Annotated in this window: 28 protein-coding genes; 16 read left to right on the top strand and 12 right to left on the bottom strand. The window is 34.4% G+C overall.

Annotated elements, in window-relative coordinates:
• On the top strand, positions 1-600 hold the full coding sequence (locus LBU54_RS07040; protein WP_224527732.1) for a YdeI/OmpD-associated family protein: 600 nt from the start codon (positions 1-3) through the stop codon (positions 598-600).
• 51 nt (positions 601-651) lie between these two features.
• Here LBU54_RS07040 and yajC read toward each other — a convergent pair whose 3' ends face one another.
• From yajC to LBU54_RS07020, 4 genes are all read right to left on the bottom strand, one after another.
• On the bottom strand, positions 652-945 hold the full coding sequence (yajC, locus tag LBU54_RS07035) for a preprotein translocase subunit YajC (protein ID WP_224527729.1): 294 nt from the start codon (positions 943-945) through the stop codon (positions 652-654).
• A 9-nt stretch (positions 946-954) separates the two neighbouring features.
• Positions 955-1,497: a DUF1573 domain-containing protein gene (locus LBU54_RS07030; RefSeq protein WP_224527726.1), complete on the bottom strand. Its 543-nt coding sequence runs from the start codon at positions 1,495-1,497 to the stop codon at positions 955-957.
• 111 nt (positions 1,498-1,608) lie between these two features.
• Entirely contained in the window at positions 1,609-2,553 is a 945-nt protein-coding gene (gene nusB / locus LBU54_RS07025; protein WP_224527723.1) for a transcription antitermination factor NusB, read from the bottom strand.
• An 87-nt stretch (positions 2,554-2,640) separates the two neighbouring features.
• A complete protein-coding gene (locus LBU54_RS07020; RefSeq protein ID WP_224527714.1) occupies positions 2,641-3,744 on the bottom strand; it encodes a Glu/Leu/Phe/Val family dehydrogenase in 1,104 nt (367 codons plus the stop codon).
• 134 nt (positions 3,745-3,878) lie between these two features.
• Between LBU54_RS07020 and LBU54_RS07015 the strand changes: the two genes are divergently transcribed.
• The 3 genes from LBU54_RS07015 to LBU54_RS07005 all read left to right on the top strand — a co-directional run bounded on the left by LBU54_RS07015 (position 3,879) and on the right by LBU54_RS07005 (position 8,684).
• Positions 3,879-5,636 carry an ABC transporter ATP-binding protein gene (locus LBU54_RS07015; RefSeq protein ID WP_224527711.1) on the top strand — a complete coding sequence of 586 codons (1,758 nt, stop codon included), beginning with the start codon at positions 3,879-3,881 and terminating at the stop codon, positions 5,634-5,636.
• 58 nt (positions 5,637-5,694) lie between these two features.
• Positions 5,695-6,087, top strand: coding sequence for a PUR family DNA/RNA-binding protein (locus LBU54_RS07010; RefSeq protein WP_224527709.1), 393 nt, complete (start codon positions 5,695-5,697; stop codon positions 6,085-6,087).
• Positions 6,088-6,173: 86 nt separating this feature from the next.
• Complete coding sequence (locus tag LBU54_RS07005) at positions 6,174-8,684, top strand: M14 metallopeptidase family protein (RefSeq protein ID WP_224527706.1); 2,511 nt, start codon at positions 6,174-6,176, stop codon at positions 8,682-8,684.
• 3 nt (positions 8,685-8,687) lie between these two features.
• On the opposite strand, the gene LBU54_RS07000 is transcribed toward LBU54_RS07005, so the two are convergent.
• Complete coding sequence (locus LBU54_RS07000) at positions 8,688-9,023, bottom strand: tRNA-binding protein (protein WP_224527703.1); 336 nt, start codon at positions 9,021-9,023, stop codon at positions 8,688-8,690.
• A 26-nt stretch (positions 9,024-9,049) separates the two neighbouring features.
• Here LBU54_RS07000 and LBU54_RS06995 point away from each other — a divergent pair, with 26 nt between their 5' ends.
• Together LBU54_RS06995 and LBU54_RS06990 are read left to right on the top strand one after the other, a co-directional pair.
• Positions 9,050-9,604, top strand: coding sequence for a thioredoxin family protein (locus LBU54_RS06995; protein ID WP_224527700.1), 555 nt, complete (start codon positions 9,050-9,052; stop codon positions 9,602-9,604).
• A complete protein-coding gene (locus LBU54_RS06990) occupies positions 9,601-10,125 on the top strand; it encodes a GNAT family N-acetyltransferase (RefSeq protein WP_224527698.1) in 525 nt (174 codons plus the stop codon). Before LBU54_RS06995 ends, LBU54_RS06990 begins: the two co-directional genes overlap by 4 nt.
• Before the next feature lie 74 nt (positions 10,126-10,199).
• On the opposite strand, the gene LBU54_RS06985 is transcribed toward LBU54_RS06990, so the two are convergent.
• On the bottom strand, positions 10,200-10,925 hold the full coding sequence (locus tag LBU54_RS06985) for an energy transducer TonB (RefSeq protein ID WP_224527696.1): 726 nt from the start codon (positions 10,923-10,925) through the stop codon (positions 10,200-10,202).
• 91 nt (positions 10,926-11,016) lie between these two features.
• Positions 11,017-13,191 carry a TonB-dependent receptor gene (locus tag LBU54_RS06980; RefSeq protein ID WP_224527694.1) on the bottom strand — a complete coding sequence of 725 codons (2,175 nt, stop codon included), beginning with the start codon at positions 13,189-13,191 and terminating at the stop codon, positions 11,017-11,019.
• A gap of 132 nt (positions 13,192-13,323) precedes the next feature.
• On the opposite strand from LBU54_RS06980, the gene LBU54_RS06975 reads away from it, so the two are divergent.
• The 3 genes from LBU54_RS06975 to LBU54_RS06965 are packed head-to-tail and all read left to right on the top strand — an operon-like array spanning position 13,324 to position 15,174.
• Positions 13,324-14,004: a lysoplasmalogenase gene (locus tag LBU54_RS06975; protein ID WP_224527692.1), complete on the top strand. Its 681-nt coding sequence runs from the start codon at positions 13,324-13,326 to the stop codon at positions 14,002-14,004.
• Between the two features lie 38 nt (positions 14,005-14,042).
• Positions 14,043-14,537 carry an RNA polymerase sigma factor gene (locus LBU54_RS06970; protein WP_224527689.1) on the top strand — a complete coding sequence of 165 codons (495 nt, stop codon included), beginning with the start codon at positions 14,043-14,045 and terminating at the stop codon, positions 14,535-14,537.
• Between the two features lie 4 nt (positions 14,538-14,541).
• On the top strand, positions 14,542-15,174 hold the full coding sequence (locus tag LBU54_RS06965; RefSeq protein ID WP_224527687.1) for a hypothetical protein: 633 nt from the start codon (positions 14,542-14,544) through the stop codon (positions 15,172-15,174).
• Between the two features lie 4 nt (positions 15,175-15,178).
• On the opposite strand, the gene LBU54_RS06960 is transcribed toward LBU54_RS06965, so the two are convergent.
• Together LBU54_RS06960 and LBU54_RS06955 are read right to left on the bottom strand one after the other, a co-directional pair.
• Entirely contained in the window at positions 15,179-15,979 is an 801-nt protein-coding gene (locus LBU54_RS06960) for a lysophospholipid acyltransferase family protein (RefSeq protein WP_224527686.1), read from the bottom strand.
• 49 nt (positions 15,980-16,028) lie between these two features.
• Positions 16,029-16,670, bottom strand: coding sequence for an NUDIX hydrolase (locus LBU54_RS06955; protein ID WP_224527684.1), 642 nt, complete (start codon positions 16,668-16,670; stop codon positions 16,029-16,031).
• A gap of 2 nt (positions 16,671-16,672) precedes the next feature.
• Here LBU54_RS06955 and LBU54_RS06950 point away from each other — a divergent pair, with 2 nt between their 5' ends.
• The 3 genes from LBU54_RS06950 (at position 16,673) to LBU54_RS06940 (ending at position 20,170) form a co-directional block, all read left to right on the top strand.
• A complete protein-coding gene (locus tag LBU54_RS06950) occupies positions 16,673-17,374 on the top strand; it encodes a peptidylprolyl isomerase (RefSeq protein WP_224527682.1) in 702 nt (233 codons plus the stop codon).
• 60 nt (positions 17,375-17,434) lie between these two features.
• Positions 17,435-19,579: a M3 family metallopeptidase gene (locus LBU54_RS06945; RefSeq protein WP_224527681.1), complete on the top strand. Its 2,145-nt coding sequence runs from the start codon at positions 17,435-17,437 to the stop codon at positions 19,577-19,579.
• Between the two features lie 234 nt (positions 19,580-19,813).
• Positions 19,814-20,170: a hypothetical protein gene (locus LBU54_RS06940; protein WP_224527678.1), complete on the top strand. Its 357-nt coding sequence runs from the start codon at positions 19,814-19,816 to the stop codon at positions 20,168-20,170.
• Positions 20,171-20,278: 108 nt separating this feature from the next.
• Here the strand turns inward: LBU54_RS06940 and LBU54_RS06935 are convergent, their stop codons facing one another.
• The gene (locus tag LBU54_RS06935) at positions 20,279-21,040 is read right to left on the bottom strand and encodes a DUF481 domain-containing protein (RefSeq protein WP_224527676.1); all 762 of its coding nucleotides are present in this window, start codon (positions 21,038-21,040) and stop codon (positions 20,279-20,281) included.
• Between the two features lie 141 nt (positions 21,041-21,181).
• Here LBU54_RS06935 and LBU54_RS06930 point away from each other — a divergent pair, with 141 nt between their 5' ends.
• The 4 genes from LBU54_RS06930 (at position 21,182) to LBU54_RS06915 (ending at position 24,334) form a co-directional block, all read left to right on the top strand.
• A complete protein-coding gene (locus LBU54_RS06930) occupies positions 21,182-22,099 on the top strand; it encodes a hypothetical protein (RefSeq protein ID WP_224527674.1) in 918 nt (305 codons plus the stop codon).
• 123 nt (positions 22,100-22,222) lie between these two features.
• A complete protein-coding gene (locus tag LBU54_RS06925) occupies positions 22,223-22,648 on the top strand; it encodes a hypothetical protein (RefSeq protein WP_224527673.1) in 426 nt (141 codons plus the stop codon).
• A 1-nt stretch (position 22,649) separates the two neighbouring features.
• Positions 22,650-23,756 (top strand): Gfo/Idh/MocA family protein, encoded by a 1,107-nt coding sequence (locus LBU54_RS06920; protein WP_224527670.1) that lies wholly within the window; start codon positions 22,650-22,652, stop codon positions 23,754-23,756.
• A gap of 224 nt (positions 23,757-23,980) precedes the next feature.
• On the top strand, positions 23,981-24,334 hold the full coding sequence (locus tag LBU54_RS06915; RefSeq protein ID WP_224527668.1) for a hypothetical protein: 354 nt from the start codon (positions 23,981-23,983) through the stop codon (positions 24,332-24,334).
• A 5-nt stretch (positions 24,335-24,339) separates the two neighbouring features.
• Here the strand turns inward: LBU54_RS06915 and LBU54_RS06910 are convergent, their stop codons facing one another.
• Both LBU54_RS06910 and LBU54_RS06905 read right to left on the bottom strand, forming a co-directional pair.
• Entirely contained in the window at positions 24,340-24,954 is a 615-nt protein-coding gene (locus tag LBU54_RS06910) for a trimeric intracellular cation channel family protein (protein ID WP_224527666.1), read from the bottom strand.
• Positions 24,954-25,670 carry an RDD family protein gene (locus tag LBU54_RS06905; RefSeq protein WP_224527663.1) on the bottom strand — a complete coding sequence of 239 codons (717 nt, stop codon included), beginning with the start codon at positions 25,668-25,670 and terminating at the stop codon, positions 24,954-24,956. The genes LBU54_RS06910 and LBU54_RS06905 overlap by 1 nt, the downstream gene beginning before the upstream one ends.
• Between the last annotated feature and the right edge of the window lie 9 nt (positions 25,671-25,679).

Genomic DNA, 25,679 nt, shown 5'->3' with positions numbered 1-25,679 from the left:
ATGAAAAAAGTCCATTCCATAGAAGAATACGTTGAGGTAAATTCTCATTTTGGAGACGAACTGAAAATACTTCGTGACCTTATTAGTAAAACCGACCTTGAAGAAACCATTAAATGGAGTGCGCCTGTGTATACATTAAATGGTAAAAATGTGTTGGGCCTAGGTGCCTTTAAGCATCATTTTGGTATCTGGTTTTTTAATGGTGTGTTTTTAAAGGACGAGCATAATCTTCTTATCAATGCACAAGAAGATAAAACCAAAGCACTGCGACAAATGCGGTTTACCCATAAGGATGAGATTAATGAAGCTACTGTGCTAACTTATATAAAGGAGGCCATTGAAAACCAGAGGTTAGGAAAAGAACTAAAACCAACACGACATAAAAAAGCAGTGCTAGTTCCAGATGCGCTAAAAGAGTCTTTTAAGACTAATAAAGACTTACAAGTGGCATTTAAGACATTAACACCGGGGAAACAGCGTGAGTATTGTGAATACATCTCTACCACAAAACGAGAAGCCACCAAACTCGCACGATTGGAAAAGATTACACCCATCATTTTAAGTGGCCTAGGTCTAAACGATAAATACAAAAATTGCTAATAAAAAAACCCGCTCTAAAGCGGGTTTTAATTTATGTTAATAACAACACTGTTATTTTTTAGCAACAGCGGTTGTATTTAGTTTTTTACTCATTTCCATAGAAATTGCAGAGCGGTCGAATTTAATTTTACCTGCAAGGGTTTCAATGACGCAACTGTTATCTTTATCGTTTAAGTCAACAACTTTTCCGTGCATACCGCTTTTGGTAATAATACGATCGCCTTTTTTTAGTTCACTGGCAAATTTCTTTTCTTGTTTAGCACGTTTCATCTGTGGTGCAATCATAAAGAAGTACATTACAGCGAAGATTGCAATAAATGGTAAAAAAGAGCTTATTCCTTCCATTAAATTAATTTAATCGTGGTTATGCCCTTCGTGTCCAGGCTGCGTTGACGTTTTGGTTGTAGATAAAGGGTTGATGTTTGCTTTACCTGCTGGCTGAACAGGAGCGTTAGGATCTTTTTGAACCATGGCAGTAATTTTAACCATTTCTGATCCTTTCTCTGTGTTGGTAGTCATTGTTAGTGACTTAGAAACCTTACCGTTACCTTTACCATTAAACTTAACTGTAAACTGACCTGTTTCCCCTGGAGCAACTTCTTTTGTCCAGTTGTTTGGAACTGTACAGCCACAAGTACTTTTTATATTACTTACAACCAACATAGAGTTACCAGTGTTTGTGTAGTTAAAAATGGTCTCCACTGGTGTTCCGTCCATTATGGTCCCGAAATCATGTGTTGTTTTGTCAAATGCAATAACAGGGAAATCACCTGCATTCGCATCTCTTTCTGCTGCAACTGCAACATTTTCAGACTTTACTTTACTTGCTGCATTGTCTTTACATGACGTAAAGGCTACCATACATAATGCGCTAAATCCTAAGATTATTTTTTTCATCACTTAATAATTTAAATTTATGATCTTTTGTGGGTTGCGAAGTTAGTAATAATTTCAACGAATTAAAACTTTTAAATGCGCAAGTGTTCTCAATGTAAGGAAAATACCACTCTACATGAGTCCGCGACCTGCTTTTGGGTGCAATCCTTTGGATTGGTATTCTTTCACTATTTTATCTAAGACACCATTTAAAAATAAGCTGCTTTTTGGAGTGGAATATTCCTTTGCAATCTCCAAGTACTCGTTGATTGTTACCTTTTGTGGTATGGATGGAAACTTTTGAAATTCGCAAATGGCCATTTTTAGCAACGTGCCATCCAAGCTGGCCAAACGCTCCGAATCCCAATTGGTAGTTTTAGAGGCAATTTCTTTAACCAAACTAGACGAATTAAGTAATGTTTTTCGCAATAAGTCCAGAGCGAACTGCTTATCATCAGTATCTTTAAAAAGTTCCGGCAACAGCGCGGTTTCTGAAGCATTTGGTCCAAGCTTTTTAAAAATCTTAATAAGATTAGTATTCACCACTGGAAGGTCATCTACCCAGGTTAACTGCTTATCTTCAAAATAATCGTATAGTTTGTCGTTAGGCGCAATTATATTGGTGTAAATGTCAAGAACAAACTGCTTATCGGTCTTAAAACTACTTGTTTCATTATTTATGTAAGCTTCATAAATTGGGTTTTTGATAATGGCTTTGAATAGGATATCTACATATTCAGAATCTAAATCCCAAAAATTGAGTTTTTTCTTGGCGATAGCACCTTGTAGCATTTTATTATTGCCAATCAATTTTAGAAATTGATTATTTGCAAATTTGGAACCATCATCTTCAATAGCATTAACCGCGGAAAGTTTATTCTGAACCTTTTGGCTGTAGTCTTGACTCTTTTTGTGAATTTGAATAAGTAAGGCTAGAATTGATAAATAAAGGTCGTACATGCTATTAATACTGTGAAGTAAAAACTTTTCATCCTTGGTAATATCATCGCCTTCCGTGCTTTTAAAAGCATACAAGGACTGCATTACTTTAATTCTGATGTGTCTGCGGTTTAGCATGATTAAGAACTTCTTTATAACTATTTAAAAAGGTGAATCAAAATTGATTCACCTTGCAAAAATACTATTATTTGTTTCTGAAAAAAATTATTTAGAATTTTCCCTTTTTCGTGTTTCAATACGCTCTTTAGCTATATTAAATGCTGCATTATGCGTAGTAAGATTATTGATTTTAGCATTTTCTAATATTTCTAAGGTCGTGTTATAAATATTCTCGGTTTTACGCATAATTTCTTGTCTGTCATAATTTTCTAACTCGGCATAAACATTTATTATTCCACCAGCATTTATCAAAAAGTCTGGTGCATATACAATACCGCGCTCTTGTAATATTCTTCCGTGTTTACTTTCTTCAGCAAGTTGGTTATTTGCAGCTCCTGCTATAATATCTGCCTTTAATCTATATACAGTATCGTCATTGATTGTTGCACCTAATGCACACGGCGCGTAGATATCCATATCCTCAGTGTATATGTCATGACCACCATAAATAATAACACCGTACTTGGATCTTACTTCCTCCAATCGTTCTTGATTTATATCTGCAATGGTGACATCTGCGCCCTCATTAACCAAATGCTCTACTAGCTCCTCACCAACACTACCTATACCCTGTACGTACACTTTCTTGTCTTCGAGTATATCAGTTCCATACTTAAACTTTGCAGCCGCTTTCATTCCCATAAAAACACCATAAGCCGTAATTGGTGAAGGACTTCCAACACCACCTTTGGTTTCTGACATTCCTGTAACATATGGCGTTACCTCTCTTATGATATCCATATCTTCAGTATGCATGCCAACATCTTCGGCCGTGATATATTTTCCATTTAGTGAATGTACAAACTCTCCAAATCGTTTTAAAAGCTCAGGTGTTTTCTGAGTTTTAGCATCACCTATAATTACCGCTTTACCACCACCCAGATTTAAACCTGTTATGGCCGATTTAAATGTCATGCCACGAGAGAGACGCAATACATCATTTAATGCTTCCCACTCATTATTATATGGTAACATTCTGGTACCTCCTAGTGCAGGTCCTAAAACCGTATTATGGATACCAATTATAGCTTTTAAACCAGTATCTTTGTCGTTACAAAAGACAATTTGTTCGTGATTATCAAAAGATGCTTGACCAAATACAGGATCTACTTTTGACAAATCTTGGGAATTTATAACTTCTGAAGTCATATTGATTGATTCGATTTAAGACTCTTAAAAATTGTTTAAAAACAACATGCAAAAATAGTCTAATAGTAGAGGATTAGCAAAATATTAACTATAAAATGGGATTATCGTAATACTTTTGACCGACCAAATGCAACATGAAAGAATTAAAGCACCTTAATAAATATTTTTACAAATATAGATATCGGTTAATCATAGGGGTTATCATAACCATTGTTGCCAAGATATTTGCACTTTTTACGCCAAGGTTAGTTGGTGCCTCTATCAATATTGTCTCAGAAAGACTGGATGGAGAGATTACGCAACAAGTATTTAAATCCGAACTGCTAACCTACATCTCATTTCTAGTCGGAGCAGCAATTATGGCAGGACTTTTTACGTTCTTAATGCGCCAGACAATTATCAATGTTTCACGTTACATTGAGTATGACTTAAAGAATGAAATCTACCAACATTATCAAGTGCTCTCATTAAATTTCTATAAATCTAACAGAACAGGAGATTTGATGAACCGTATAAGTGAAGATGTAAGCAAGGTTAGAATGTATGTAGGGCCTGCTATAATGTACACAATTAATACCATAACCTTATTTGCGGTTGCTTTGATTTATATGGTAAGTGCAGCACCTAAACTAACCCTGTACACGCTTATACCTTTGCCAATACTTTCTATTTCGATATATAAGCTTAGTAGACTTATTAACACGCGCAGTACGATCGTACAAGAATCCTTGTCTACACTTTCAACTTATACCCAAGAAACCTTCAGTGGTATTTCGGTAATAAAGTCCTACGGAATTGAAGCCCGTACCAATACAGAATTTGAGGGCTTATGCTCCGAAAACCGTCAAAAACAAATTGATTTAACCAAGGTACAGGCCTTGTTTTTCCCGCTTATGATATTGCTAATAGGCTTAAGTAATTTAATTGTTATTTATGTAGGTGGTATTCAATATATGAATGGCGAAATAGAGAGTATTGGTACCATAGCAGAATTTATAATTTATGTAAATATGCTCACATGGCCCGTAGCAACGGTAGGTTGGGTAACGTCATTGGTACAACAGGCCGAAGCATCCCAAAAACGAATTAATGAATTTTTAAAAACCGAACCAGATATAAAAAACGTTGCACCACAAGAAACACCTATAATAGGCGACATTGAGTTTAAAAATGTTTCCTTTGTTTACCCAGATACCAATATTGAAGCTTTAAAAGATGTTAGTTTCAAAATAAAATCGGGTAAAACACTTGCCATTTTAGGTAAAACCGGTTCTGGCAAATCAACAATACTTGACCTTATCGGTAGGTTATATGATATTGATAAAGGTGAGATTTTAGTTGATGCTACATCCATTTCAAAATTAAATCTCAATAGCTTAAGAGAAAGTATTGGTTATGTTCCACAAGATGCATTTTTATTCTCAGATACCATTAAAAACAATATCAAATTCGGCAAGGAAAATGCCACAGATGATGAAGTAATAGAAGCCGCAAAAAATGCTAAGGTTCATAAAAATATTGTTGGATTTAGTAAGGGTTATGACACTATTTTGGGTGAGCGCGGTATAACACTTTCGGGCGGCCAAAAACAACGTGTTTCCATCGCTAGAGCGATTATAAAGAAACCAGATATTTTACTTTTTGACGACTGTTTATCTGCTGTAGACACTGAAACCGAAGAAAAAATTCTCAACAATTTAGAAAAGCTCACCAAAGATAAGACTACAATCATAGTGAGTCATCGTGTTTCTTCGGCAAAGAATGCTGATGCAATCATTGTATTAGATGATGGCAAGGTAATTCAGACTGGAAACCATGAGACCTTAGTCACAACAGAAGGGTATTACAAAGACCTTTATACAAAGCAACTGTCCGAAAAAGAATTGCGTTAAATTATTTGCTAGTTTACTTTTTTTTTAGATTTTTGAGAAGAATTAAAACTATCAATATATGAGTGATTATGATATGACGGACAAAGAAGAAATATTTTCAAAAGTACTTCGGGCTGGAAGAAGGACCTATTTCTTTGATGTAAGAGCCACAAAAGCTGGAGACTATTATTTAACAATTACGGAAAGTAAGAAATTCACCAACGAAGATGGGTCTTTCCACTACAAAAAGCATAAAATTTATCTTTATAAGGAAGACTTTTCAGAGTTTAAAGAAATCCTAGGTGAAATGACAGATTACATCATTAATGAGAAGGGTTCAGAAGTGATTAGTGAAAGACACCAAAAGGATTACAAAAGAGAGGATGATTTTGTAGAACAAGAAGCAAAAACTCCCCAGGACACTGAACCAACTACAGAAAGCTTTACAGATATAAGCTTTGACGATATTTAAAATTTACTTTTGTTAAATTAAAACTAAGAACCGTTACCCATCGTAACGGTTTCTTTAATTTTAGCGCCTAACCAACTTAAATTATTATGTTTCGTAGTATCCTATTTTTATTACTTACCACTACCCTCTTATGCTCACAGTCTCAAACAGATCTAGCCTACTATTTACCACAAGATATTTCATACAATGAAAGCATTCCAACACCACAAAGTATAATAGGTCATAATGTTGGGGAGTGGCATATAACCCACGATAAACTGGTACATTATATGTATGCCTTAGCAAATGCTTCTGATAGGATAACCATTGAAGACAGAGGTAAAACATTTGAGGACAGACCTCTTATTCTACTTACCATTACCTCACCACAAAATCATCAAAATTTAGATAAGATTAAAACCAAACACCTGGATGCTACAGAAAAAAATAGTACCACCTTCAAAAACCGCCCTGTAGTTGTTTATCAAGGTTATTCGATACATGGTAATGAACCTAGTGGTTCTAATGCAGCACTATTAGTAGCCTACTACTTAGCTGCAGCTGAAGGTGCCGAAATTGAAAATCTTTTAAATAATACAGTTATTCTATTCGATCCATCATTTAATCCAGATGGTTTACAACGCTTTGCATATTGGGCCAATACTAATAGGAATATAAATCTCAATCCTGATCCTAATGACAGGGAATACTCTGAGGTATGGCCAGGCGGGCGCACAAATCACTATTGGTTTGATATGAATAGAGATTGGTTACCAGTGCAATTACCTGAATCTAGAGCAAGAATAAAAACCTTTCATGATTGGTTGCCTAATATCCTAACAGATCATCACGAGATGGGAACCAATTCTAGTTTCTTCTTTCAACCTGGGATCCCATCGAGAACCCATCCGTTAACTCCAAAACTAAATCAAGAATTAACAAAAGGTATCGCAGAATACCATGCCAAAGCTCTTGATAAAATTGGTTCGCTCTACTATTCCGAAGAGAGCTTTGATGACTTTTATTATGGAAAAGGTTCTACATTTCCAGATATTAATGGTGGTATAGGTATCTTATTTGAGCAGGCTAGTTCTCGTGGTCATGTTCAAGAAAGCGATAATGGTCTTTTAACCTTTCCTTTTACCATTAGAAATCAATTCACCGCTTCATTATCAACATTGAGCGCTGCAGTTGGTATGCGCCAAGAGATTTTAAAATACCAGCATGACTTTTTTAAAAATGCACGTAATGAAGCCTCAAAAGAAAAAAATAAAGCTATTGTTTTTGGCAATACTAAAGATGCTTCAAGAACCAAACATCTAGCAGAAATTTTATATCGTCATAAAATTAAGTTTCACGAGTTGAAAACTGATTTTACCGAAGATGGCAAAACATTCAAAAAAGGCAACGCTTTTATCGTTCCTAAAAATCAGAAAAATACAAGACTAATTAATGCCATGTTTGAAAAACGTACAAGCTTTCAGGACAGTTTGTTCTACGATATTTCGGCCTGGACGTTTCCTTTAGCGTTTAATTTGGATTATTCTGAGACTACGACTGCCAATGCTGGGAATGTCATTAATGAACTTAAGCATAAACGTGGCGGTGTGACTTCAAAAAGCGAATACGCCTACCTATTTGAATGGCATGAGTATTACACCCCAAAACTCTTAAATAAGATATTAAATAAAGGTTTAAGAGCTAAGGTAAGCCTGAAACAATTTAGGTCTAATGGTAAGTCATACGATTATGGTACTATAATGATTCCAGCAAAGAATCAAAAACTAAATACAACTGAACTCTATCTTTTTTTAGAGGATCTAGCCCAAGAAAGTCATATCACTATTGATGCTGTTTCAACAGGATTAAATGAAGGAATTGATCTTGGAAGTCGAAACTTTAGATCAGTAGAATTGCCAAAAATAGCATTGTTAGTTGGGGATGGAATGTCTTCTTATGATGCTGGCGAAATATGGCATTTATTGGACACACGTTACGATATTATTGCTACCAAACTGGATACCAAATCAATTGGTAGAGCTGATTTGAGTAGATACAACACCATTATCATGGTAAATTCTAATTCTGGATTAAGTGAAACCAACACCAAAAAGTTGAAATCCTGGATTGAAGCCGGTGGTACTTTGGTCGCTTATAGAAATGCTCTAAGTTGGTTAAACAGTAAGGAAATATTGAAAATCGATTTTAAGAAACGAAATAACATCAAAGCCAAAAATATAAACTTTGAACAACGAAGTAATTTTAGAGGAGCACAGGTTATAGGCGGTGCAATTTTTAATACTAAAATAGATCGTACGCATCCAATAAATTTTGGAATTACCTCTTACGAATTACCAATGTTCAGAAATACAACATTGTTTATTAAAGCAGATAAAAACAGCTATAACAATCCTATTCAGTATACTGAAAAACCATTGTTAAGTGGCTATATTTCTGAAGAAAATCTTGATAGTCTAAGCCTCTCTGTACCCTTAAAAATCGGAAGATTAGGACGTGGCAAAATCATTGGATTTACCGATAATACCAATTTTAGGGCGTTTTGGTATGGTACAAACCGTTTGTTAATGAATGCAGTTTTCTTTAGGGACGAAATGTAATTTTTATGAAACTTGAGTGCCGTTTTTAACCTTAGTTTCAGGGTGCAATAAATACACGTCGTTTGCTTTAACTGCTCCCATAACGAGACATTCACTCATAAAGTTGGCTATTTGCTTTTTTGGAAAGTTTACAATAGCAATAATCTGTTTGTTTAGCAAATCGCCTTTTTTATAAATAGTTGTTATTTGAGCTGAAGATTTCTTTATTCCAAGAGGGCCAAAATCTATAGTGAGCTTGTAAGCAGGGGTTTTGGCCTCTGGAAAATCCTTGGTTTCAATAATAGTACCCACACGCAAATCTATCTTTGTAAAGTCTTCAAATGTTATTATATTATCCATAGTTTAAAAGTAATAAAACTAAAAAAATGGCTAGAACAGAATCTAACATGATGCCTTTGGGTACTAAAGCTCCAGACTTTTCACTTATTGACACAAAAGATGATAAATTAAAATCTTTACACCAACTGAGTGGTAAAAAAGGAACGTTGGTAATGTTTATCTGTAATCATTGTCCATTTGTAATTCATGTAAATAAAGAATTGGTTAAGCTGGCAAATGATTACAAAAAACAAGGTATCAATTGTATTGCCATATCAAGCAACGATGTTGTGAATTATCCTCAGGATGGACCAGATAAAATGAAGTTACACGCCAAAGAAAATGGATACCCTTTTCCATATCTCTATGACGAGACGCAAAATGTTGCCAAGGCGTATGACGCGGCTTGTACTCCAGATTTCTTCTTGTTTAATACCAATTTAGAGCTGGTTTATGCCGGTCAGCTAGATGGCTCACGACCAGGAAATGATATTCCTGTAACTGGCCAAGATTTAAGAAATGCCATGAGTGGTTTGGTAAACAATACTCCAATTAGTCAAAACCAAAAGCCAAGTATGGGTTGCAATATTAAGTGGAAATGACGCATCTAATTGAAACAGCACGCCTTTATCTAAGGCAATTATTTCTTACCGATGCACATGATATGTTTGAAATGGATTCTAATCCAAAAGTCCATAGATTTTTGGGTAATAAACCTGTAACTTCAATTGAACAATCACGATCAATAATAGAAAATATTTTACAGCAACATCAAGATTACGGTGTAGGACGTTTAGCAATGATCTTAAAATCGACCGATGAGTTTATTGGCTGGTCTGGTTTGAAATATGAGCGTGAGGTTCGAAAAGAATTAAATTATTACGATTTAGGTTACAGATTAAAAGAGGAATTTTGGGGAAAAGGTTATGCTACAGAATCGGCAATTGCCTCCCTCAAATACGGATTTACATCACTCAAATTAAAAGAAATAAATGCATGTGCACAGTCAGATCATATGGTATCCAATAAAATTTTGAAGAAAATTGGTATGATACAAGATGGCACATTCATTTTTGATGGGAACCTTTGTAACTGGTATAAAGTATTTAATCAAGCTTTATAAAGCAACAAAACCTCATTTCTGAGGTTTTGCCGTCAATCAAATTTATCTAAACCAAGTTTTATAAATTTTAGTTTCTATTGTTGTTGCAATACAAAATTAATTGGTATGCTATATGGTACGCCTACTGGTTTGTTTCGTTGTTTACCTGGTTCCATTTTAGGAAGTAAACTAATAATACGTTGAGCTTCTGTTTCTAACAATTTATCCGGACCTCTGGTTCTAATCTTTGTGACCTTTCCATCTTTGTCAATTAGGAAGAAAACAAATACTCTACCTGTTATATTCAGCTCAGCCGCAACAGTTGGATATCTAAAATGCTTGTGTAGGTGTTCTTGCATTTTCTTTTGGAAACAAGCTTTTAATGCCGCATTGTTACCTTTACATCCTGGGAAAATAGGCACTTTCTCAATTACTGCGAAAGGAACTTCTATATCTTCTTCTACTTCCTCTACTGCTACTTCCTCTACTGCTACTACCTCTTCAATAATATCATCTTGGCTCATTTCAGTACTTTCAACAACTGTTTCTTCAACATCATCAACGTCTTCAACTACTTTAATTGCTTCTGAAACGATAGCCTTTGGAGGTGGAGGTGGAGGTGGAATGTTAATCGTAGTTATAGGAATATCTTCTTCTAATTGATCTTGTAACATTAAGATATCTATCTTAGTACTCTCTTTTTCGTAAGTCTTATGTTCTAGTCCTAAATAAGTAAGAACTAACATTACGTTTAAGCCAACAGCAAAATATAAACTGCTGTTTCGACCTACATTGGCTTTTGGATTTTTTTTGAGTTCCATGACGTTTAATTTTATAGTATAAAGTTAATCATCACTTAGCGTAATAATTATGACAAAAGTCATATTTGCCCAAATGGTCTGTATCTGCAAGCTACAAATTGTCTAATTGATTATCTGTACCATCCTCGCTTATGGTCCAGAAAAAGCCGACAAAAAAGAATTGATCCGTCGCTGGGCGGAACGCCATTCGATCAAATTGTCCATTTACATCTGGCGTATTTGAATATTGATAGCCATTGATATTCTTAAAGCCAAGTACATTGTTCACCGAGAAATACAATATCTTTTGCTGATCGATTAAATATGCCCAGTTTAAGCTTATACTATTGAACGATTTTGTTCGCTCTGCAAGAAAATCATTTGTATTGGGATTGTTGTATGGACGACCTGAAGCAAATGTATAATCGATACCAAGTTGGCTTTTCCAATCTTCAATCCAATATTTTCCAACTATAGAAAAATTATGATTTGAAGCAAAGTTGGGTTGTGCCGCTTCTCGAAAATTCTGATGGTTGCGCTCCGTGTCTAAATAAGAGTAGCTTATCCAGTAATCTAGATTTTTAATACTTGAATTATCGCGCCAAAATAAATCAATTCCCTGTGCATAACCATCTCCGCTAGTATTGAAGTTTGTATCGATATTATTATTCAAGTCATTGTTTAAATTAGTAAAATCACTGTCAAATTTTACTAAGTTGTCATAGTCCTTTCTGTAAGCCTCTGCTCTAAAAATTCTGCCACCATTAACATACTGATAATTTAGAATGTATTGTGTTGTTTTTTGAGCCTCAAGATCTTGTTCAAACCGAAGGATATTATTACCTGGGTTTTGATAAAAGTTACCGTAGGCCAGAGAAAACTGACCATTTTTGGAGCTTTTATAAGCCAAAGCTAATCTTGGTGCAACTTCCATTTTGTTGAAAATTGAACTATAATCAGCACGTATTCCAGCCTTTAAAGCAAACGTTTTAGAGAAAATGACATCGGCTTCAGTGAATCCGGCGGTAATATTATTGTCAAAACCATAGGATACATTAAAATTATCGTTCTGAAAACTTTCATTGTAACCCGTAATGAATTGCTCAGCACCTAGACTCAGTTTAAAACGGCTACTAAAACGTTTTTTTAATCTTAATTTCAGGTGAGCAGAGTTCTCAAAACTATTTATCCCAATAGACTCAATTCCATTTGTTGTGTTATCGTGAGTAAAACTAATTCCAGTCCTAAGAGACCAACTATCACCTAGCGCACCTATGTAAGAAGAGTTGAGGTAAAAATTCCTATTATCTAAACTAAAATTTAAACCGTCTTCAAAATTAATATCCTCTTGCGTCAATTTAAAGTTAGTAAAGTCAAAAGCTGAATAAAACTTAAAAATACCGCTGTTTAATTTTTGTCTAAAGACCATTTCGCCCTGTGCGGCTTGAAATGGCTCTTGAAAAGTGTTGCGATTGTCAAAAATTTCAAAATACGGAGCTAAATTGATATATGAAGCATTAAAACTCAATGATGATTTATCCCATTTTTGAGTATTGCCCAAAGTAGCACCAACAGTCATTAAACTCACTTCTGTTTTTTCCTGATCCGGCTCGTCAATGGTGTTTAAAAGAAGGACACTTGAAAGCGCCTGACCGAATTCAGCAGAATAACCTCCTGTAGAAAATGTTATACCATCAAATAAAAATGGCGAATAACGACCTCGTGATGGAAGATTATTAGTAGTAGGCGTAAAAGGCGTAAATACACGGATACCATCAATAAAAATCTGGGTCTCATTTGCGTCGCCTCCTCTAACAAATAAACGACCGTCTTCTGCATTATTGGACGTTCCAGGAAGTGTTTGTAATGCACCAACAAAATCGCCTAATGCACTGGCAGTAGTAACTACATCTAAAGGTTTTAATACAGAAACCTTACTGTTGTCGCTCGCTTCGAATGTCCCAGCGCTTAATACCACAGCATCAAGGGTTTCTACATCCTCTCTTAATTTAATTTCTAATTTGTTGAGTTGCGAAACGTCCTCAAATATTGTTTTGGTTTCATAAGAAAGAAAGGAAATAATCAATGCACGTTGGCCCTGCTCTTCTGTGGTAAATATAAAACTTCCTTTTTCGTTTGTGGTAGCTCCGTCATAAGTACCTTCTAAGTAAACATTGGCACCTTGTATAGGCTCATTTCTAGCGTCGGTCACTCTTCCTGATATTGTAGTTTGGGCGTAAATAGTGCTACCTATTAATAATGTTACGAGTGTGATTAGCGTTTTCATTAATGATACTGTTCGTTAATTGATTGTGATACAAATTTCTGGTAATACCTAAGATTTGGAAATTCATTTTAACTGAACTGTTATATATCAAGGACGAATTGAATATATTTGAAACTACATCAAAAAATACCTATGCTTTCTACTGCTGAAAAAAAGTTCTCAATTTTATTCATGTTAATTGTTATAGTAGAGTTAGTTACCGGCAATCTGTCCAGTTTGACTTATGCGCATTACCTTGCAAAACCAGCAATCGTATTTAGCTTAATGATTTTGGTCTATAATAATTCCGATGTATTGCCAAAGGACATTAGAAATACTACTCTTTTAGCATTGCTGTTTTCTGTTATTGGGGACATTTTACTCATGTTTGTGACCCAGAATGCCCTTTTTTTTACATTGGGTTTACTCGCTTTTTTACTGGCACACATAATGTATATAATTACGTTTCTAAAACACAGAAGTAAACCAACGAAAGCAATTGGGTTTGGATTAATATTAGTTATTTATGCTGTTTCACTGTTTACTTTATTAAAGGAAAGACTAGATGAAATGATAATACCTGTTTTGCTCTACATTATAGTAATTCTAACTATGACTATAACAGCTTTTCTCAGAAAAAAACAGGTATCAAATAGGAGCTATCTACTTGTACTTGCAGGAGCAATAAGTTTTGTGATTTCAGATAGTTTATTGGCAATCAATAAGTTCTATGTCAGTATTCCATTTTCAGGTATATTTATAATGATTTCCTATGCATTAGCGCAGTACTTAATTGTTATGGGTATTTTAAAAATTAATGTAACAAACACCTAAGTATAACTACTAATGGTGTAACTAACCAAAATCATCAATTGAACAAAGAACTCGAACATCGTTTTGTTGAACAGTTGCAGCAGCATCAAAACATTATTCATAAAGTATGTAGGTTGTATACCAATAATGCAGATGCACATAATGATTTGTTTCAGGAAATAACAATCCAATTATGGCGTGCTTTTCCAAAATTTAGAGGCGATTCAAAGTTTAGTACCTGGATGTATCGTGTTGGATTAAATACAGCTATTACGCTATACCGAAAATCTAAACGAAGAATAAACACACAAGAGTTTGATAGTGTTCAGTTTAAAATTAAAGCTGAAGAATATGATGACACGGAAGAGGAACAGTTGAAACTCTTATACAATGCAATTCATCAATTAAACGACATAGAAAAAGCCTTGGTATTCTTGTATTTAGAAGATAAGGATTATAGAGAGATTAGTGAAACTTTGGGTATAACCGAAGTAAATGCACGTGTTAAAATGAATCGTGTAAAAAAGAAATTGAGAACAATATTAAATCCGTAAAGCGATGGATGAATTAGAATTATTAAAGAAAGATTGGAAAAAAGCGGAAACTGGGTATAAAAATCTAACGGATTTAGAAATATATCCGATGCTACATAAAAAATCTTCATCGATTATAAAAACCCTATTCTACATTAGTATAGCCGAATTTGTCTTTTGGATTCTTGTAAATACATTACCCTATTTCTTATCAGATTCATACCGCGAAAAACTTGATGCCAGCTATGAAAATCCTCTATTTGTAGGATTGTCACTTTTGAGCTTTGGAGTAATCATTTTATTTATCTATTTACTCTACAACTCGTATAAGTCCATTTCAATCACAGATAATGCAAAGCGGCTTATGGAGAGTATTCTAAGAACACGCAAAGTGATCAAATACTATGTGATCTTTAATTTGGTTATGATTTTTATATCTATTCCTTTGTCGCTCTATTTTGAGTTTAATCAAAACCCAGAGTTTCATGACCAGGTAGCCTCTATGAATTCAACACAAATGCTCGTACTTTACGCTATCACAATTGTTATGACAGGCGTAATTATTTTAATTTTTTGGCTATTCTACCGATTGATTTACGGTATATTATTGAGGCGTTTAAATAGAAATTATGTCGAATTAAAAAAGCTAGAAGTCTAATACTTTACCAGTTACGAAGCGCTTTATTTAAGCGCTCTTTTTCTTCCAATTCCTCCTGTGGAATAACTTTTAGAAACGAAGGGTGTTGTTCTATGGCGTATTCAATTTTTTCAACAATTTGATCAATCGTTTCGTTTTCATAATCTATTTCTAATGGCTCTTTAATTTCAAACGTCTGGAAGATATTTTTCTTTTTTATACGTAAGCCCTTTTTATCAAACGAACGTCTAAATCCATCAATAACAATAGGCACAACTATTGGCTTATATTGCTTAATAATATGTGCAGTACCCTTTCTTATCGGTTTAAAAGGTGTCGTTGTACCTTGAGGAAAAGTAATAACCCAACCGTCGTCTAGTGCTTTCTTTATATTCGTGATATCGCTCATTTTTACCTGACGGTTAACATCCTGCCCTTTTGCACGCCAAGTACGCTCAATACTAATTGAACCAGTGTATGCAAATATTTTGGGAATCAGACCGGATTTCATGGTTTCTTTTGCCGCAACGTAGTAGATATTTAGTTTGGGATTCCATAAATAACCAACATTTTTTATACTGTCTAACCTATTGCTTAAACTAGCGTTGAAAACATGAAACATTGCAATTACGTCTGCAAAGTAAGTTTGATGATTGGATATAAAGAGCACATTGGTATCGGGTAAATCTTTAATAATTTCAGAACCCTCTATTTGAAGTTCATTAAAACCTCTAAACCTTCTGTGGGTAAGCAATCCCAATACGCGAATTAAAAGCTTTTTTACCCAAAGAATATGTCCAAAAGGATTGGTTTTAAATAAACCCATTTTAAATATTTAGATTACTTTTAACTACAAATGTAACAAATAAGACCAGCTATAAAACTTGTTTTAACATGTCTTTTAATTCACTTAACATCATCGCCGTAGCACCCCAGACGATATGATTGTTGAGATTAAAGGCTGGTACCTCTACCTCAACATTGTAAGATGTGGGCACTTTTGTAGTCAGTACGTTGCTTTCATCCAAAAAATCATACAGAGCAACTTCTATAATATCTTCTACCTCTTCTTCCTGTTTGTAAAATTGCGGTGTGTCCGACATTACTCCAAGAAATGGGTGAACTATATAGTTACTTGGTGGTATGTATAACGGTGACATAGGCTTTATTATATTTACCCTGGATGAAGAAATGCCAACCTCCTCCTCTGTTTCGCGAATTGCAGTTGTCATAAGATCTTTATCATCATCTTCAAACTTACCACCTGGAAAACCTACTTGTGCAGAATGTACACCTTTATAGGTTTTTCGTAAAATTAAAACCAAGTTTGTCTGCAAATGTGCGTTTGGATAAAACAAGGCCATTACTCCTGCTTTTTTAGCCGATTTGGCCTTTTCCTTCATTTTTTTGGCGAGTTCCAATCGATATGGAGGAGACATTTTAGCGTGGGACAATTCGCCCAAAAGCTCGAGATGTTTTATTTTTACAACAGAATCTAAAAACGAATTAAAACGCATCTATGAGAATTCTTTTAATAGCCTTTCTAGCACTTTTTCTTACAAGTTGTGAAGATAAGCAAACTACAAAACAAAAGGCGCCAATAAAAGATAAAGATTCTTTAAAAACAACTGTTGAGGCAAAGCCCAAAAAGAAAACTGCCATTACGTATCCTAAATTAACGGATGCCAATGCAATGGAGTTCTTCTTGGAGTATGAAAAAGAGCATAAGGAAAATACGGTTAGAATTACAACCGATTTTGGAACCATTGACATTCTACTGTACGACAAAACAAAATTCCATAGAGCAAATTTTATTTATCTCACCAAACTCAAGTATTTTGATGGCACCCAATTCTATCGTGTAGTAGAGAACTTTATAATCCAGGGAGGAAGTAGCGACGACTATAACATTGCAAAACGTCGTAGAAAAATTGGTAAATACTTGTTGCCTCCAGATACTAAAAGAGGTTACACCCATAAACGCGGCGCTGTTTCGATGCCAAGCAGCGAAATTGAAAACGCCTATAAGCTCGCCTCTCCATACCAATTCTTTATTGTTCAAAGGCCTGGTGGTGCGGATTATTTAGACAAGGGTTATACTGTTTTTGGTGAGGTTATAAGGGGTATGGATGTAGTAGATGAGATAAATAAAGTAGAAACAGATGAAGGCGAATGGCCACTACAAAACGTATACATTAGAAAGGTTGAAATATTACGGTAATTGACAGCATTTCCGTACTGTTTTTAATACCTTTATAAGCCTGATTAAAAACTAATAACTATGATATTCAAATCAATTAAACCTGCACTCTTTTGTACGGTGGTTCTCCTTTCAAGTTGTAAAAAAGACAACGTATCAAACGAAGAATTAATGACAGATAATAGTTTACTTAAAGAATGGACAGGGCCTTATAATGGCACTCCAGCCTTTGACAAAATGAAAGTTGAGGATGTTAAAGAGGCTGTTGAGAAAGGTATGGAGCTCAACCTTAAAGAAATTGAGGACATTGCGAACAATCAAGATGAGCCAACCTTTGAAAATACTATCGAAGCTATGGAAAGCTCAGGTAAGGTTCTAGATAGGGTTTTTGCCTATTATGGTATCATGTCTAGTAATGTTTCTACTCCAAAGTTTAGGGAAATTCAGGCTGAGTTAGCACCAAAATTATCGGACTTTAGATCTAAAATTTCTCAAAATGAAAAATTATTCCAACGCATCAAATCTGTATATGATGCGTCTCAGGAAAATCCACTTGAACCTCAAGCGCAACGCGTTGTTGAACTTACCTACAAGCAATTCGAAATGAATGGTGCTAACCTTGATGCTGAGAAGAAAAAACGTTATGCAGAAATCAACAAAGAATTATCTTCGCTTTATACCAAGTTTTCAAATAATGTTCTACACGATGAAGAAAATTATATAACCTATTTGAATGAAGATCAATTAGATGGATTATCAGATGCATTTATTAAGGCCGCTGCTAAAATTGCAAAGGATAATGGTAAAGAAGGTATGTACGCTATTACCAATACACGTTCGTCAATGGATCCATTTCTTACCTACTCTACTAATCGTGACTTACGCAGGCAAGTATGGACCAATTACTATTCAAGAGGTGATAATGGCGACGAATACGACAATAATGAAATAATCGCTGCCATTTTAAAGTTACGTAAGGAGCGCGTTGGCTTGTTAGGCTATGATAATTATGCTGAATGGCGCTTACAAGATCGTATGGCTAAAAACCCTGAGAACGCCATGAATTTAATGGAAGCGGTTTGGCCAGCGGCAACAGCAAGAGTAAAGGAAGAAGTGGCCGATATGCAGGCAATTGCTGATGACCTCGGCGATAACATTACAATTGAACCATGGGACTATCGCTACTATGCAGAAAAAGTAAGACAGAAAAAATATGATTTAGATAGTGATGAAGTAAAACAGTATTTGCAATTGGATAAGCTCAGGGATGCTATGTTTTTTGTCGCAGGCGAACTTTTTAATTTTGAGTTCACACCTGTTGAAGAAGGCACAGTTCCTGTATTTCAAGAAGATGTTAAAGTTTGGGAGGTTAACGATAAAACTACTGGTAAACATATTGGCCTATGGTATTTAGACACATTTGCGAGACAAGGTAAACGTTCAGGAGCTTGGGCCACAACTTACAGAAGTTACACGTCTTTTGAAGGTGAAAAAACAGTCTTAGCTTCAAATAATAATAACTTTGTGAAACCAGCTCCTGGTGAACCCGTTTTAATATCTTGGGATGATGCCACAACGTTCTTCCATGAATTCGGTCATGCATTACACTTCTATTCTTCCAATGTGAAATACCCTACCTTAAATGGTGGCGTAAGAGATTATACAGAGTTTCAATCGCAATTGTTAGAGCGCTGGTTATCCACAGATGAAGTCATCAATACGTATTTGGTACATTATAAAACAGGAGAGCCTATTCCAGCATCATTAGTTCAAAAAATTAAGAATGCTTCAACCTTTAATCAGGGGTTTGCTACAACTGAATATTTAGCTTCTGCCTTAATGGATATGAAGTTGCATTTAGCAGATCCAACGGATATTGATATCTATGCTTTTGAGCAGAAGACTTTAGATGAATTAGGCATGCCAAAAGAATTGCCAATGCGCCACAGAACACCACATTTTGGGCACGTATTTTCGGGTGAAGGTTATGCAACAGCTTATTATGGTTACATGTGGGCAGATGTATTGACTAGTGATGCCTCAGAAGCCTTTAGAGAAGCACCAAACGGTTTTTATGACAAGGAATTAGCAGATAAACTGGTGAAGTATCTATTTGCACCACGTAACGCTATGGATCCTGCAGAAGCGTACAGATTATTTAGAGGACGAGATGCTAAAATTGAAGCCCTCATGCGCGACAGAGGGTTTCCTGTACCACAGAGCTAATTTTTAATGGATATTATTTCAAATGCCCAAGAATAACAATTTGGGCATTTGAAATAATATCGGAACTAAAGTTGTTAATGTAATACGTTTTAATGCAGATTTAGTTAATGATGTAGTTGTACAACTGCATTTCTCAATTTGGAATGTTTTGAACGACCACCAAGAAAAATTTAGCGGTAAGTAAATAAAACGAAAAATAGACCGTTATTTTAATAGCCAATCCAATAAATTAATTTGAAAACAAAAACCCTCCTCCAACTATTGCCTGAGCTATACCTTGTTGTAGCAACAATCTATTATTGGATTTTAACAGCAAATCTTTTTAATCCGTTTGCAATTATCTTTCTAGCTTTACTGACCTATCAGCTCTTTTACAAGAAGTCAGTATCAGGTATAGTAATTGCTTCAGTATTAATTTTTGTTAACCTCTATTTAGTATTGGCGCTATTATCTGAATTATCAGAATTTACAAAACCTAATGATAACTATACACAACTTATAATTTATGGATCTCTTTTTATTGGTTTAAACTTAATAGCTGGTAGCTTTATGCTTTGGAAATATTTAAAACCAAGCATTGAAGAGCGTTAATTTTTTTTGAATCATTAGTCTCATGAGCATGGGACTATAAAAGTGTGCCTTGTAAATAAAGAATGTTAAACGATAATCCTCACCAAAAAATAAACCTAAAGTCCAAACTTATAAGTAGTTTTTTATTTTGAATCCAAAGGAAATGACACTATCATCTTGTTTTTGATCCTGAATTACAACACTTTCAAAGGTATCTAGGTAATTTATTTTAAAGCTAAGGAACTTCCAAATAGGAAATTCTAAACTAAAATCTGCGCGCCACCTGTAATTATCACTTTCTTCCAATGAAGGTTGAAAATAACTTTCGTGACTAAATATCATTTTGTTCTTAAACATATGGTATTCTCCTTTGACCCACAGCGTTCCTCGCCAAGTATTAATGGAGGCATTGCCATTATACTGTGACTGATTAAAGACAGTTTTCTTAAAATCAGTGTTTTCATACTCGAAAGTTAGCGCAAACTTCAAAAAGTTCTTTTTTTCTTTGAAAATATTAAAAGTAGCACCTGCACCAAAAATGTATCTTATATCAATTTCACGTCTAAAATTTGTGCTCACAAAGCCAAGTACAAGAGGTGAAATAGTGCGTTCTGGCGTGAACCGCAGAAAATTAAGACTCAAGATGTCCTCATCTGCCTTTTGCTTGCCAAATTCCTGATATACATAGGAATTGTTGGTTTCAAAAAGCGCCTTTTTCCATGGTTTAAAACTAAAGTTAGAAGTCGCCCTAAAAATTACAGTTTCAACGTTCCCTGCCTGTAAAAATCCAGTTAGTGACAGATCTGCATTGATCTTAAGAGAATCTTTTTCCTTTAGCTGCCCAAAAACAATGATAGGGACAAATAAGAAGCTGAATAAAATAGTTTTCATTTTAGAATAAATAATGGTGTTACCCAAAGTCAAAACAATATTTGATTTAATGCTAGATTTTGAATTGCAAATATAATTTATGTATTGTAGAATGAAATGATTACCTTAAGAAAGCAATTAAAACTAGCCAACTTTACATTAATGGAAAAAACTGTCACTGCATTAAACAGGCTCTACGATTTCTTTTTATCAGAAAAAACAAAAAAACAAACTGAAAAAGTAATCTTAGTAATAGCTTTAGTAAGCTTTTTTATCCATCTCATTTTAATTTATCTAACCAATTTTAAGGTGGTAGGTTTTACACCTGATTGGGAATTACTGCAAAATCCCATTTCGGCAATTTACACGCCGTTCTCCTTTATACTGATTTATGAGGTCTATCTTCTTATTTATTACTTGCCTAAATCGTTCACAACCTATATTACAAAACAGTATGAGATCATTACCTTGATTATTATTAGAAAATTATTCAAAGATCTGTCTGTCCTGGAATTATCAACAGATTGGTTTGAAATAAAGGATGATCTTCAATTTACCTATGATATTTTGGCCTCGGTAATTCTTTTTTACTTAATCTATCAATTTCAAAAGCAAGGCAAACTTAAACAGATTATAAAGCCTAATTTACAACCAAAAATCGTTCGATTTATAAACAAGAAGAAGCTTATTGCAGTTGTTTTAGTCCCACTTTTCTTTCTTATGGCTATCACCACATCAATTGAATGGTATTCAGGTATTTCATTATCAACAAATCAAGTTCCATCTTTTGAAAGTATTAATAATCTTTTTTTCGATGACTTTTTTACTGTACTCATTTTGGTGGATGTTGTATTGCTTCTCGTATCGTTTTTTTATACAGACAAATTCCATAAAATCATAAGAAACTCAGGCTTTGTTGTTTCAACTATTTTAATTAGATTATCCTTTGGTGTTACAGGCCTTATAAGTACAATATTAATTGTCTTTGCAGTGCTGTTTGGGTTAACCATTATTCTAATTCACAATAAATTTGAAGAGAACATAAATGTCAAGATCAAAAATCATTCTACTAATGATTGATAATCATAAAACACTTATAGATTTAGAGTCTTGTAATAGAAAAGACCCTTTTCGTTTTTTCTCTGCGTTTAGGAGCCTTAAGCTTAGGATATCGCTGATTTAAATTAAAACCATTTCAATAATATGTTCAATAAATTTAGTAGTTCTTTTTTTTTCCATCTATTGGTCTTAATAATACTTCAGTCCTGTGACCGCCCAAAATGTGTAAATACAAATCCAATATTCGATATTAATACTCCTAATTCAAAAATTTATAAAGACGAATTACTCAGAGTACTAAATACTTTAGACCGCAACAAATTAAATTATTGGCTTAAGGATTATAAAGAGATTGAAGGAACAGAATACCTGTTTTTTTACATTCAAGGAGATGGCCTGTGTGCAGTTATACCGCTACAAATGAAGCATTGGAATAAATTAGAAGATTTACAACCAAAAAAGGGTTCTGGACGCTTTAATGCAAAGTTCACTAATTTAAAATTCGATATTGTTACGGATTCAACTTCTACTCGGTTTATATATCAAACTTTTGATAGAATAATAGATTAATATGAAAAAAATTGTATTCACACTTAGTTTATTAGTGATTGTCTCTTGTTCTGTTTTTGCGCAGACAGATCCTGTAAAAATTGGTGTGATTGGCTTAACACATACACACGTTCACTGGGTTTTTAACAGTAATCAATTCGAGGATTTTGAAATCGTTGGGATTGTTGAGCCAAATAAAGAATTGGCGCAACGTTATGCAGATCAATACCAGTTTTCAATGGACATGGTTTACGAAAGTTTAGATGAACTTATTAAAATTAAATCTCCCGAGGCTGTAACCGCTTTTGGTACTATTTATGACCATTTAAATATTGTTGAGACTTGTGCTCCTAAAGGCATACACGTCATGGTAGAAAAACCCTTGGCCGTAAGTTTAGAACATGCCATGAAAATGAAAACGATAGCGAACAAACACCAAATTCACTTACTAACTAATTATGAAACAACATGGTACCCTACCAATCATAAAATTTATAACCTTATTAAACAAGACACTTTAATTGGTAACCTTAGAAAAGTAATAGTGAGAGATGGGCATAAAGGACCAAAAAAAATTGGCGTTGATAAAGAGTTCCTCGAATGGCTAACCGATCCAATATTAAACGGAGGTGGTGCAATTATGGATTTTGGATGTTATGGTGCCAATTTATTGACATGGATCACTAACGGCCAACGACCAAATAGTGTTACAGCCATAACGATGCAACAACAACCCCAAAATAATCCTAAAGTAGATGATGAGGCCATAATATTATTAACCTATGACAAAATGGTTGCTGTAATTCAAGCATCATGGAATTGGCCCATTGGTCGCAAAGATATGGAGGTATACGGTCTAAAAGGTGTGCTTTATGCAGATAATAGAAACGATATGAGAATAAGAATCGGTTTGGGTTATGACGATTATAAAGAAGAAAGAATGACACTTGAGGAGCTAAAATCACCTAATAATGATCCTTTTGTCTATTTTGCCTCAGTCATAAAAGGGAAAACAAAAGTTGCTAAATACGATTTATCGTCCTTAGATAATAATATACTGGTCATGGAAATACTAGATGCTGCGATAAGAAGCGCTAAGCGAAACCAAACCATATTCCTTAAGCATTAAATGAAATTCACTTAATTAAGTCTGAAAATCGATGTCACCTAAAACTAATATAAATCATAAATGAGAAATTTGGCGTATCCATTATTTTTAAAACTAATTCTCATTCCATAATCCGCAAAAACTACTTTAAGGACTTGATTTAAAAACAAAAACTATTGTTAATGTCAAATCCAAATGCTTTAGATACGTATATATAGAGTAATAACCGTAACACTATTAACATTATGAAATCTGTTTTATTTTCACTATTTACCCTTTTAAGTGTTTCTTTATCCACAGCTCAAGAACCTTTGATATTAGAATTAGATTCTTCCCAAAGTATGTGTATAACAGGTAAAGGTCCTGGGCAAGACGGCGCCATTAATCCTTACTTAGGGAAAGATTCTTATGCTATTGTAGAAAATATGGGCAAGAATGGATTTGAGATTCGTATACAGATTAAAGAAGAAATTATTGAGATTATTCCGATAAAACCAATGGAGAAAAAGAGAATTCTTCTTTTAAAAAATCAGGTTATGTATTTTGATACTAACAAGGATTGTACAGTCAAAGTAGATTTTGAAGAGAAAACCGAATAATAAGCCTATTGGCTTTCATGCTTATATAGACTAGGAAGGCTTATTTTGAATATCACAGCTAATAGACGCAACAGAATAACCACCACACCTGCAATAACAAATAAATAATTTCTGTCTTCTAAAAATTCGCGTAATAAAAAATAGGTAAAACCTCCTATAATACACGCCGTAGCATAGATTTCCTTTCTAAAAATTACTGGAATCTCATTACTTAGTATATCTCTAATTACACCTCCAAAGCAGGCAGTCATGGTTCCCAGAGCAATACAAATTAAAGGATGTAATCCTGCCACAATACCAGTTTCAATTCCAACAACCGTGTAGAGGCCAATTCCAATAGTATCAAACAAAAATAACGACCGCCTTAAGTGCTTTAATTGATTTCTAAAAACCACCGCAAAAATTGTTGATCCAACAATAACATAAACATAGGTTATATTCTGCATCCAAGAAACAGGCTCTACACCCACCATAATATCCCTAAGGGTACCACCTCCTACTGCTGTAACAAAGGCAATTATAATAACACCAAAGGCATCCATACGCTTACTCATAGCTACCAATACACCAGATATGGCAAAAGCTATTGTTCCTAATATATCTACTACTTCAAAAAACATTACATGTTCTGGGTATAATAATTATAGTCTTTTAGGACTTTGGCAATAAAATCTAAAGGTTTTTCCTTAGGTTCTACCGCCATAACTTTGACAAGTCTATTGTGTAAATTCAAAATAACGTTATGGTTTCCATTTCGTACAGCATCCTCGTAAAGATTTTTAACTTTTTGAATATCTGCGTCATTTAGCACAGTAACCTGACTGTAGGAAGGTACATAATCTGCCGGTATTTCCTTTAAAATAGTATCGTGAATCGTTACTTTTCGTTTTTCGCTAATAACGGTTGTACCTGCAGCTATATCACCTATACGCTGACCATTTCCCTTTATTAGAATTGTTAGAACAGCCGCACCTCCTGAAGTGAGCACAACATCTACAATACGCAATATCCATCTCACAAAATAATTAGCAAAACTTGGTTTAGACCCATCCAACTTAACTACACGCGTTTGCATGGCACTCTTTCCCAAAGTTTTACCATCCCAAAAAGTTTCTAAAAGCACATAGTATAAAAAAGCAGGTAGGTTTACCAAAAGATAGACGGCCCATGCATCTCCCATATCCAAATCTAAGGCAACCAAAAGCAATATGGAAGCGATGACATAAAATAGTATAACCGCACTATCTATAAGGTATCCAAGCATACGATCTCCTATATTGGCAACGTTTTGGTTTATGCCTACATTTTGAGCCGTTTCTATTTGAAATTCATCCATATTTTCTTT

This window comes from Winogradskyella alexanderae, from assembly GCF_020166335.1.
Lineage (GTDB): Bacteria > Bacteroidota > Bacteroidia > Flavobacteriales > Flavobacteriaceae > Winogradskyella > Winogradskyella alexanderae.
This window is presented reverse-complemented; position numbering and strand designations above follow the sequence as displayed.

Coding starts and splice junctions, on each gene's coding strand:
- LBU54_RS07040 (WP_224527732.1), top strand. CDS start 1: ATGAAAAAAGTCCATTCCATAGAAGAATACGTTGAGGTAAATTCTCAT.
- yajC (WP_224527729.1), bottom strand. CDS start 945: ATGGAAGGAATAAGCTCTTTTTTACCATTTATTGCAATCTTCGCTGTA.
- LBU54_RS07030 (WP_224527726.1), bottom strand. CDS start 1,497: ATGAAAAAAATAATCTTAGGATTTAGCGCATTATGTATGGTAGCCTTT.
- nusB (WP_224527723.1), bottom strand. CDS start 2,553: ATGCTAAACCGCAGACACATCAGAATTAAAGTAATGCAGTCCTTGTAT.
- LBU54_RS07020 (WP_224527714.1), bottom strand. CDS start 3,744: ATGACTTCAGAAGTTATAAATTCCCAAGATTTGTCAAAAGTAGATCCT.
- LBU54_RS07015 (WP_224527711.1), top strand. CDS start 3,879: ATGAAAGAATTAAAGCACCTTAATAAATATTTTTACAAATATAGATAT.
- LBU54_RS07010 (WP_224527709.1), top strand. CDS start 5,695: ATGAGTGATTATGATATGACGGACAAAGAAGAAATATTTTCAAAAGTA.
- LBU54_RS07005 (WP_224527706.1), top strand. CDS start 6,174: ATGTTTCGTAGTATCCTATTTTTATTACTTACCACTACCCTCTTATGC.
- LBU54_RS07000 (WP_224527703.1), bottom strand. CDS start 9,023: ATGGATAATATAATAACATTTGAAGACTTTACAAAGATAGATTTGCGT.
- LBU54_RS06995 (WP_224527700.1), top strand. CDS start 9,050: ATGGCTAGAACAGAATCTAACATGATGCCTTTGGGTACTAAAGCTCCA.
- LBU54_RS06990 (WP_224527698.1), top strand. CDS start 9,601: ATGACGCATCTAATTGAAACAGCACGCCTTTATCTAAGGCAATTATTT.
- LBU54_RS06985 (WP_224527696.1), bottom strand. CDS start 10,925: ATGGAACTCAAAAAAAATCCAAAAGCCAATGTAGGTCGAAACAGCAGT.
- LBU54_RS06980 (WP_224527694.1), bottom strand. CDS start 13,191: ATGAAAACGCTAATCACACTCGTAACATTATTAATAGGTAGCACTATT.
- LBU54_RS06975 (WP_224527692.1), top strand. CDS start 13,324: ATGCTTTCTACTGCTGAAAAAAAGTTCTCAATTTTATTCATGTTAATT.
- LBU54_RS06965 (WP_224527687.1), top strand. CDS start 14,542: ATGGATGAATTAGAATTATTAAAGAAAGATTGGAAAAAAGCGGAAACT.
- LBU54_RS06960 (WP_224527686.1), bottom strand. CDS start 15,979: ATGGGTTTATTTAAAACCAATCCTTTTGGACATATTCTTTGGGTAAAA.
- LBU54_RS06955 (WP_224527684.1), bottom strand. CDS start 16,670: ATGCGTTTTAATTCGTTTTTAGATTCTGTTGTAAAAATAAAACATCTC.
- LBU54_RS06950 (WP_224527682.1), top strand. CDS start 16,673: ATGAGAATTCTTTTAATAGCCTTTCTAGCACTTTTTCTTACAAGTTGT.
- LBU54_RS06945 (WP_224527681.1), top strand. CDS start 17,435: ATGATATTCAAATCAATTAAACCTGCACTCTTTTGTACGGTGGTTCTC.
- LBU54_RS06935 (WP_224527676.1), bottom strand. CDS start 21,040: ATGAAAACTATTTTATTCAGCTTCTTATTTGTCCCTATCATTGTTTTT.
- LBU54_RS06930 (WP_224527674.1), top strand. CDS start 21,182: ATGGAAAAAACTGTCACTGCATTAAACAGGCTCTACGATTTCTTTTTA.
- LBU54_RS06925 (WP_224527673.1), top strand. CDS start 22,223: ATGTTCAATAAATTTAGTAGTTCTTTTTTTTTCCATCTATTGGTCTTA.
- LBU54_RS06920 (WP_224527670.1), top strand. CDS start 22,650: ATGAAAAAAATTGTATTCACACTTAGTTTATTAGTGATTGTCTCTTGT.
- LBU54_RS06915 (WP_224527668.1), top strand. CDS start 23,981: ATGAAATCTGTTTTATTTTCACTATTTACCCTTTTAAGTGTTTCTTTA.
- LBU54_RS06910 (WP_224527666.1), bottom strand. CDS start 24,954: ATGTTTTTTGAAGTAGTAGATATATTAGGAACAATAGCTTTTGCCATA.
- LBU54_RS06905 (WP_224527663.1), bottom strand. CDS start 25,670: ATGGATGAATTTCAAATAGAAACGGCTCAAAATGTAGGCATAAACCAA.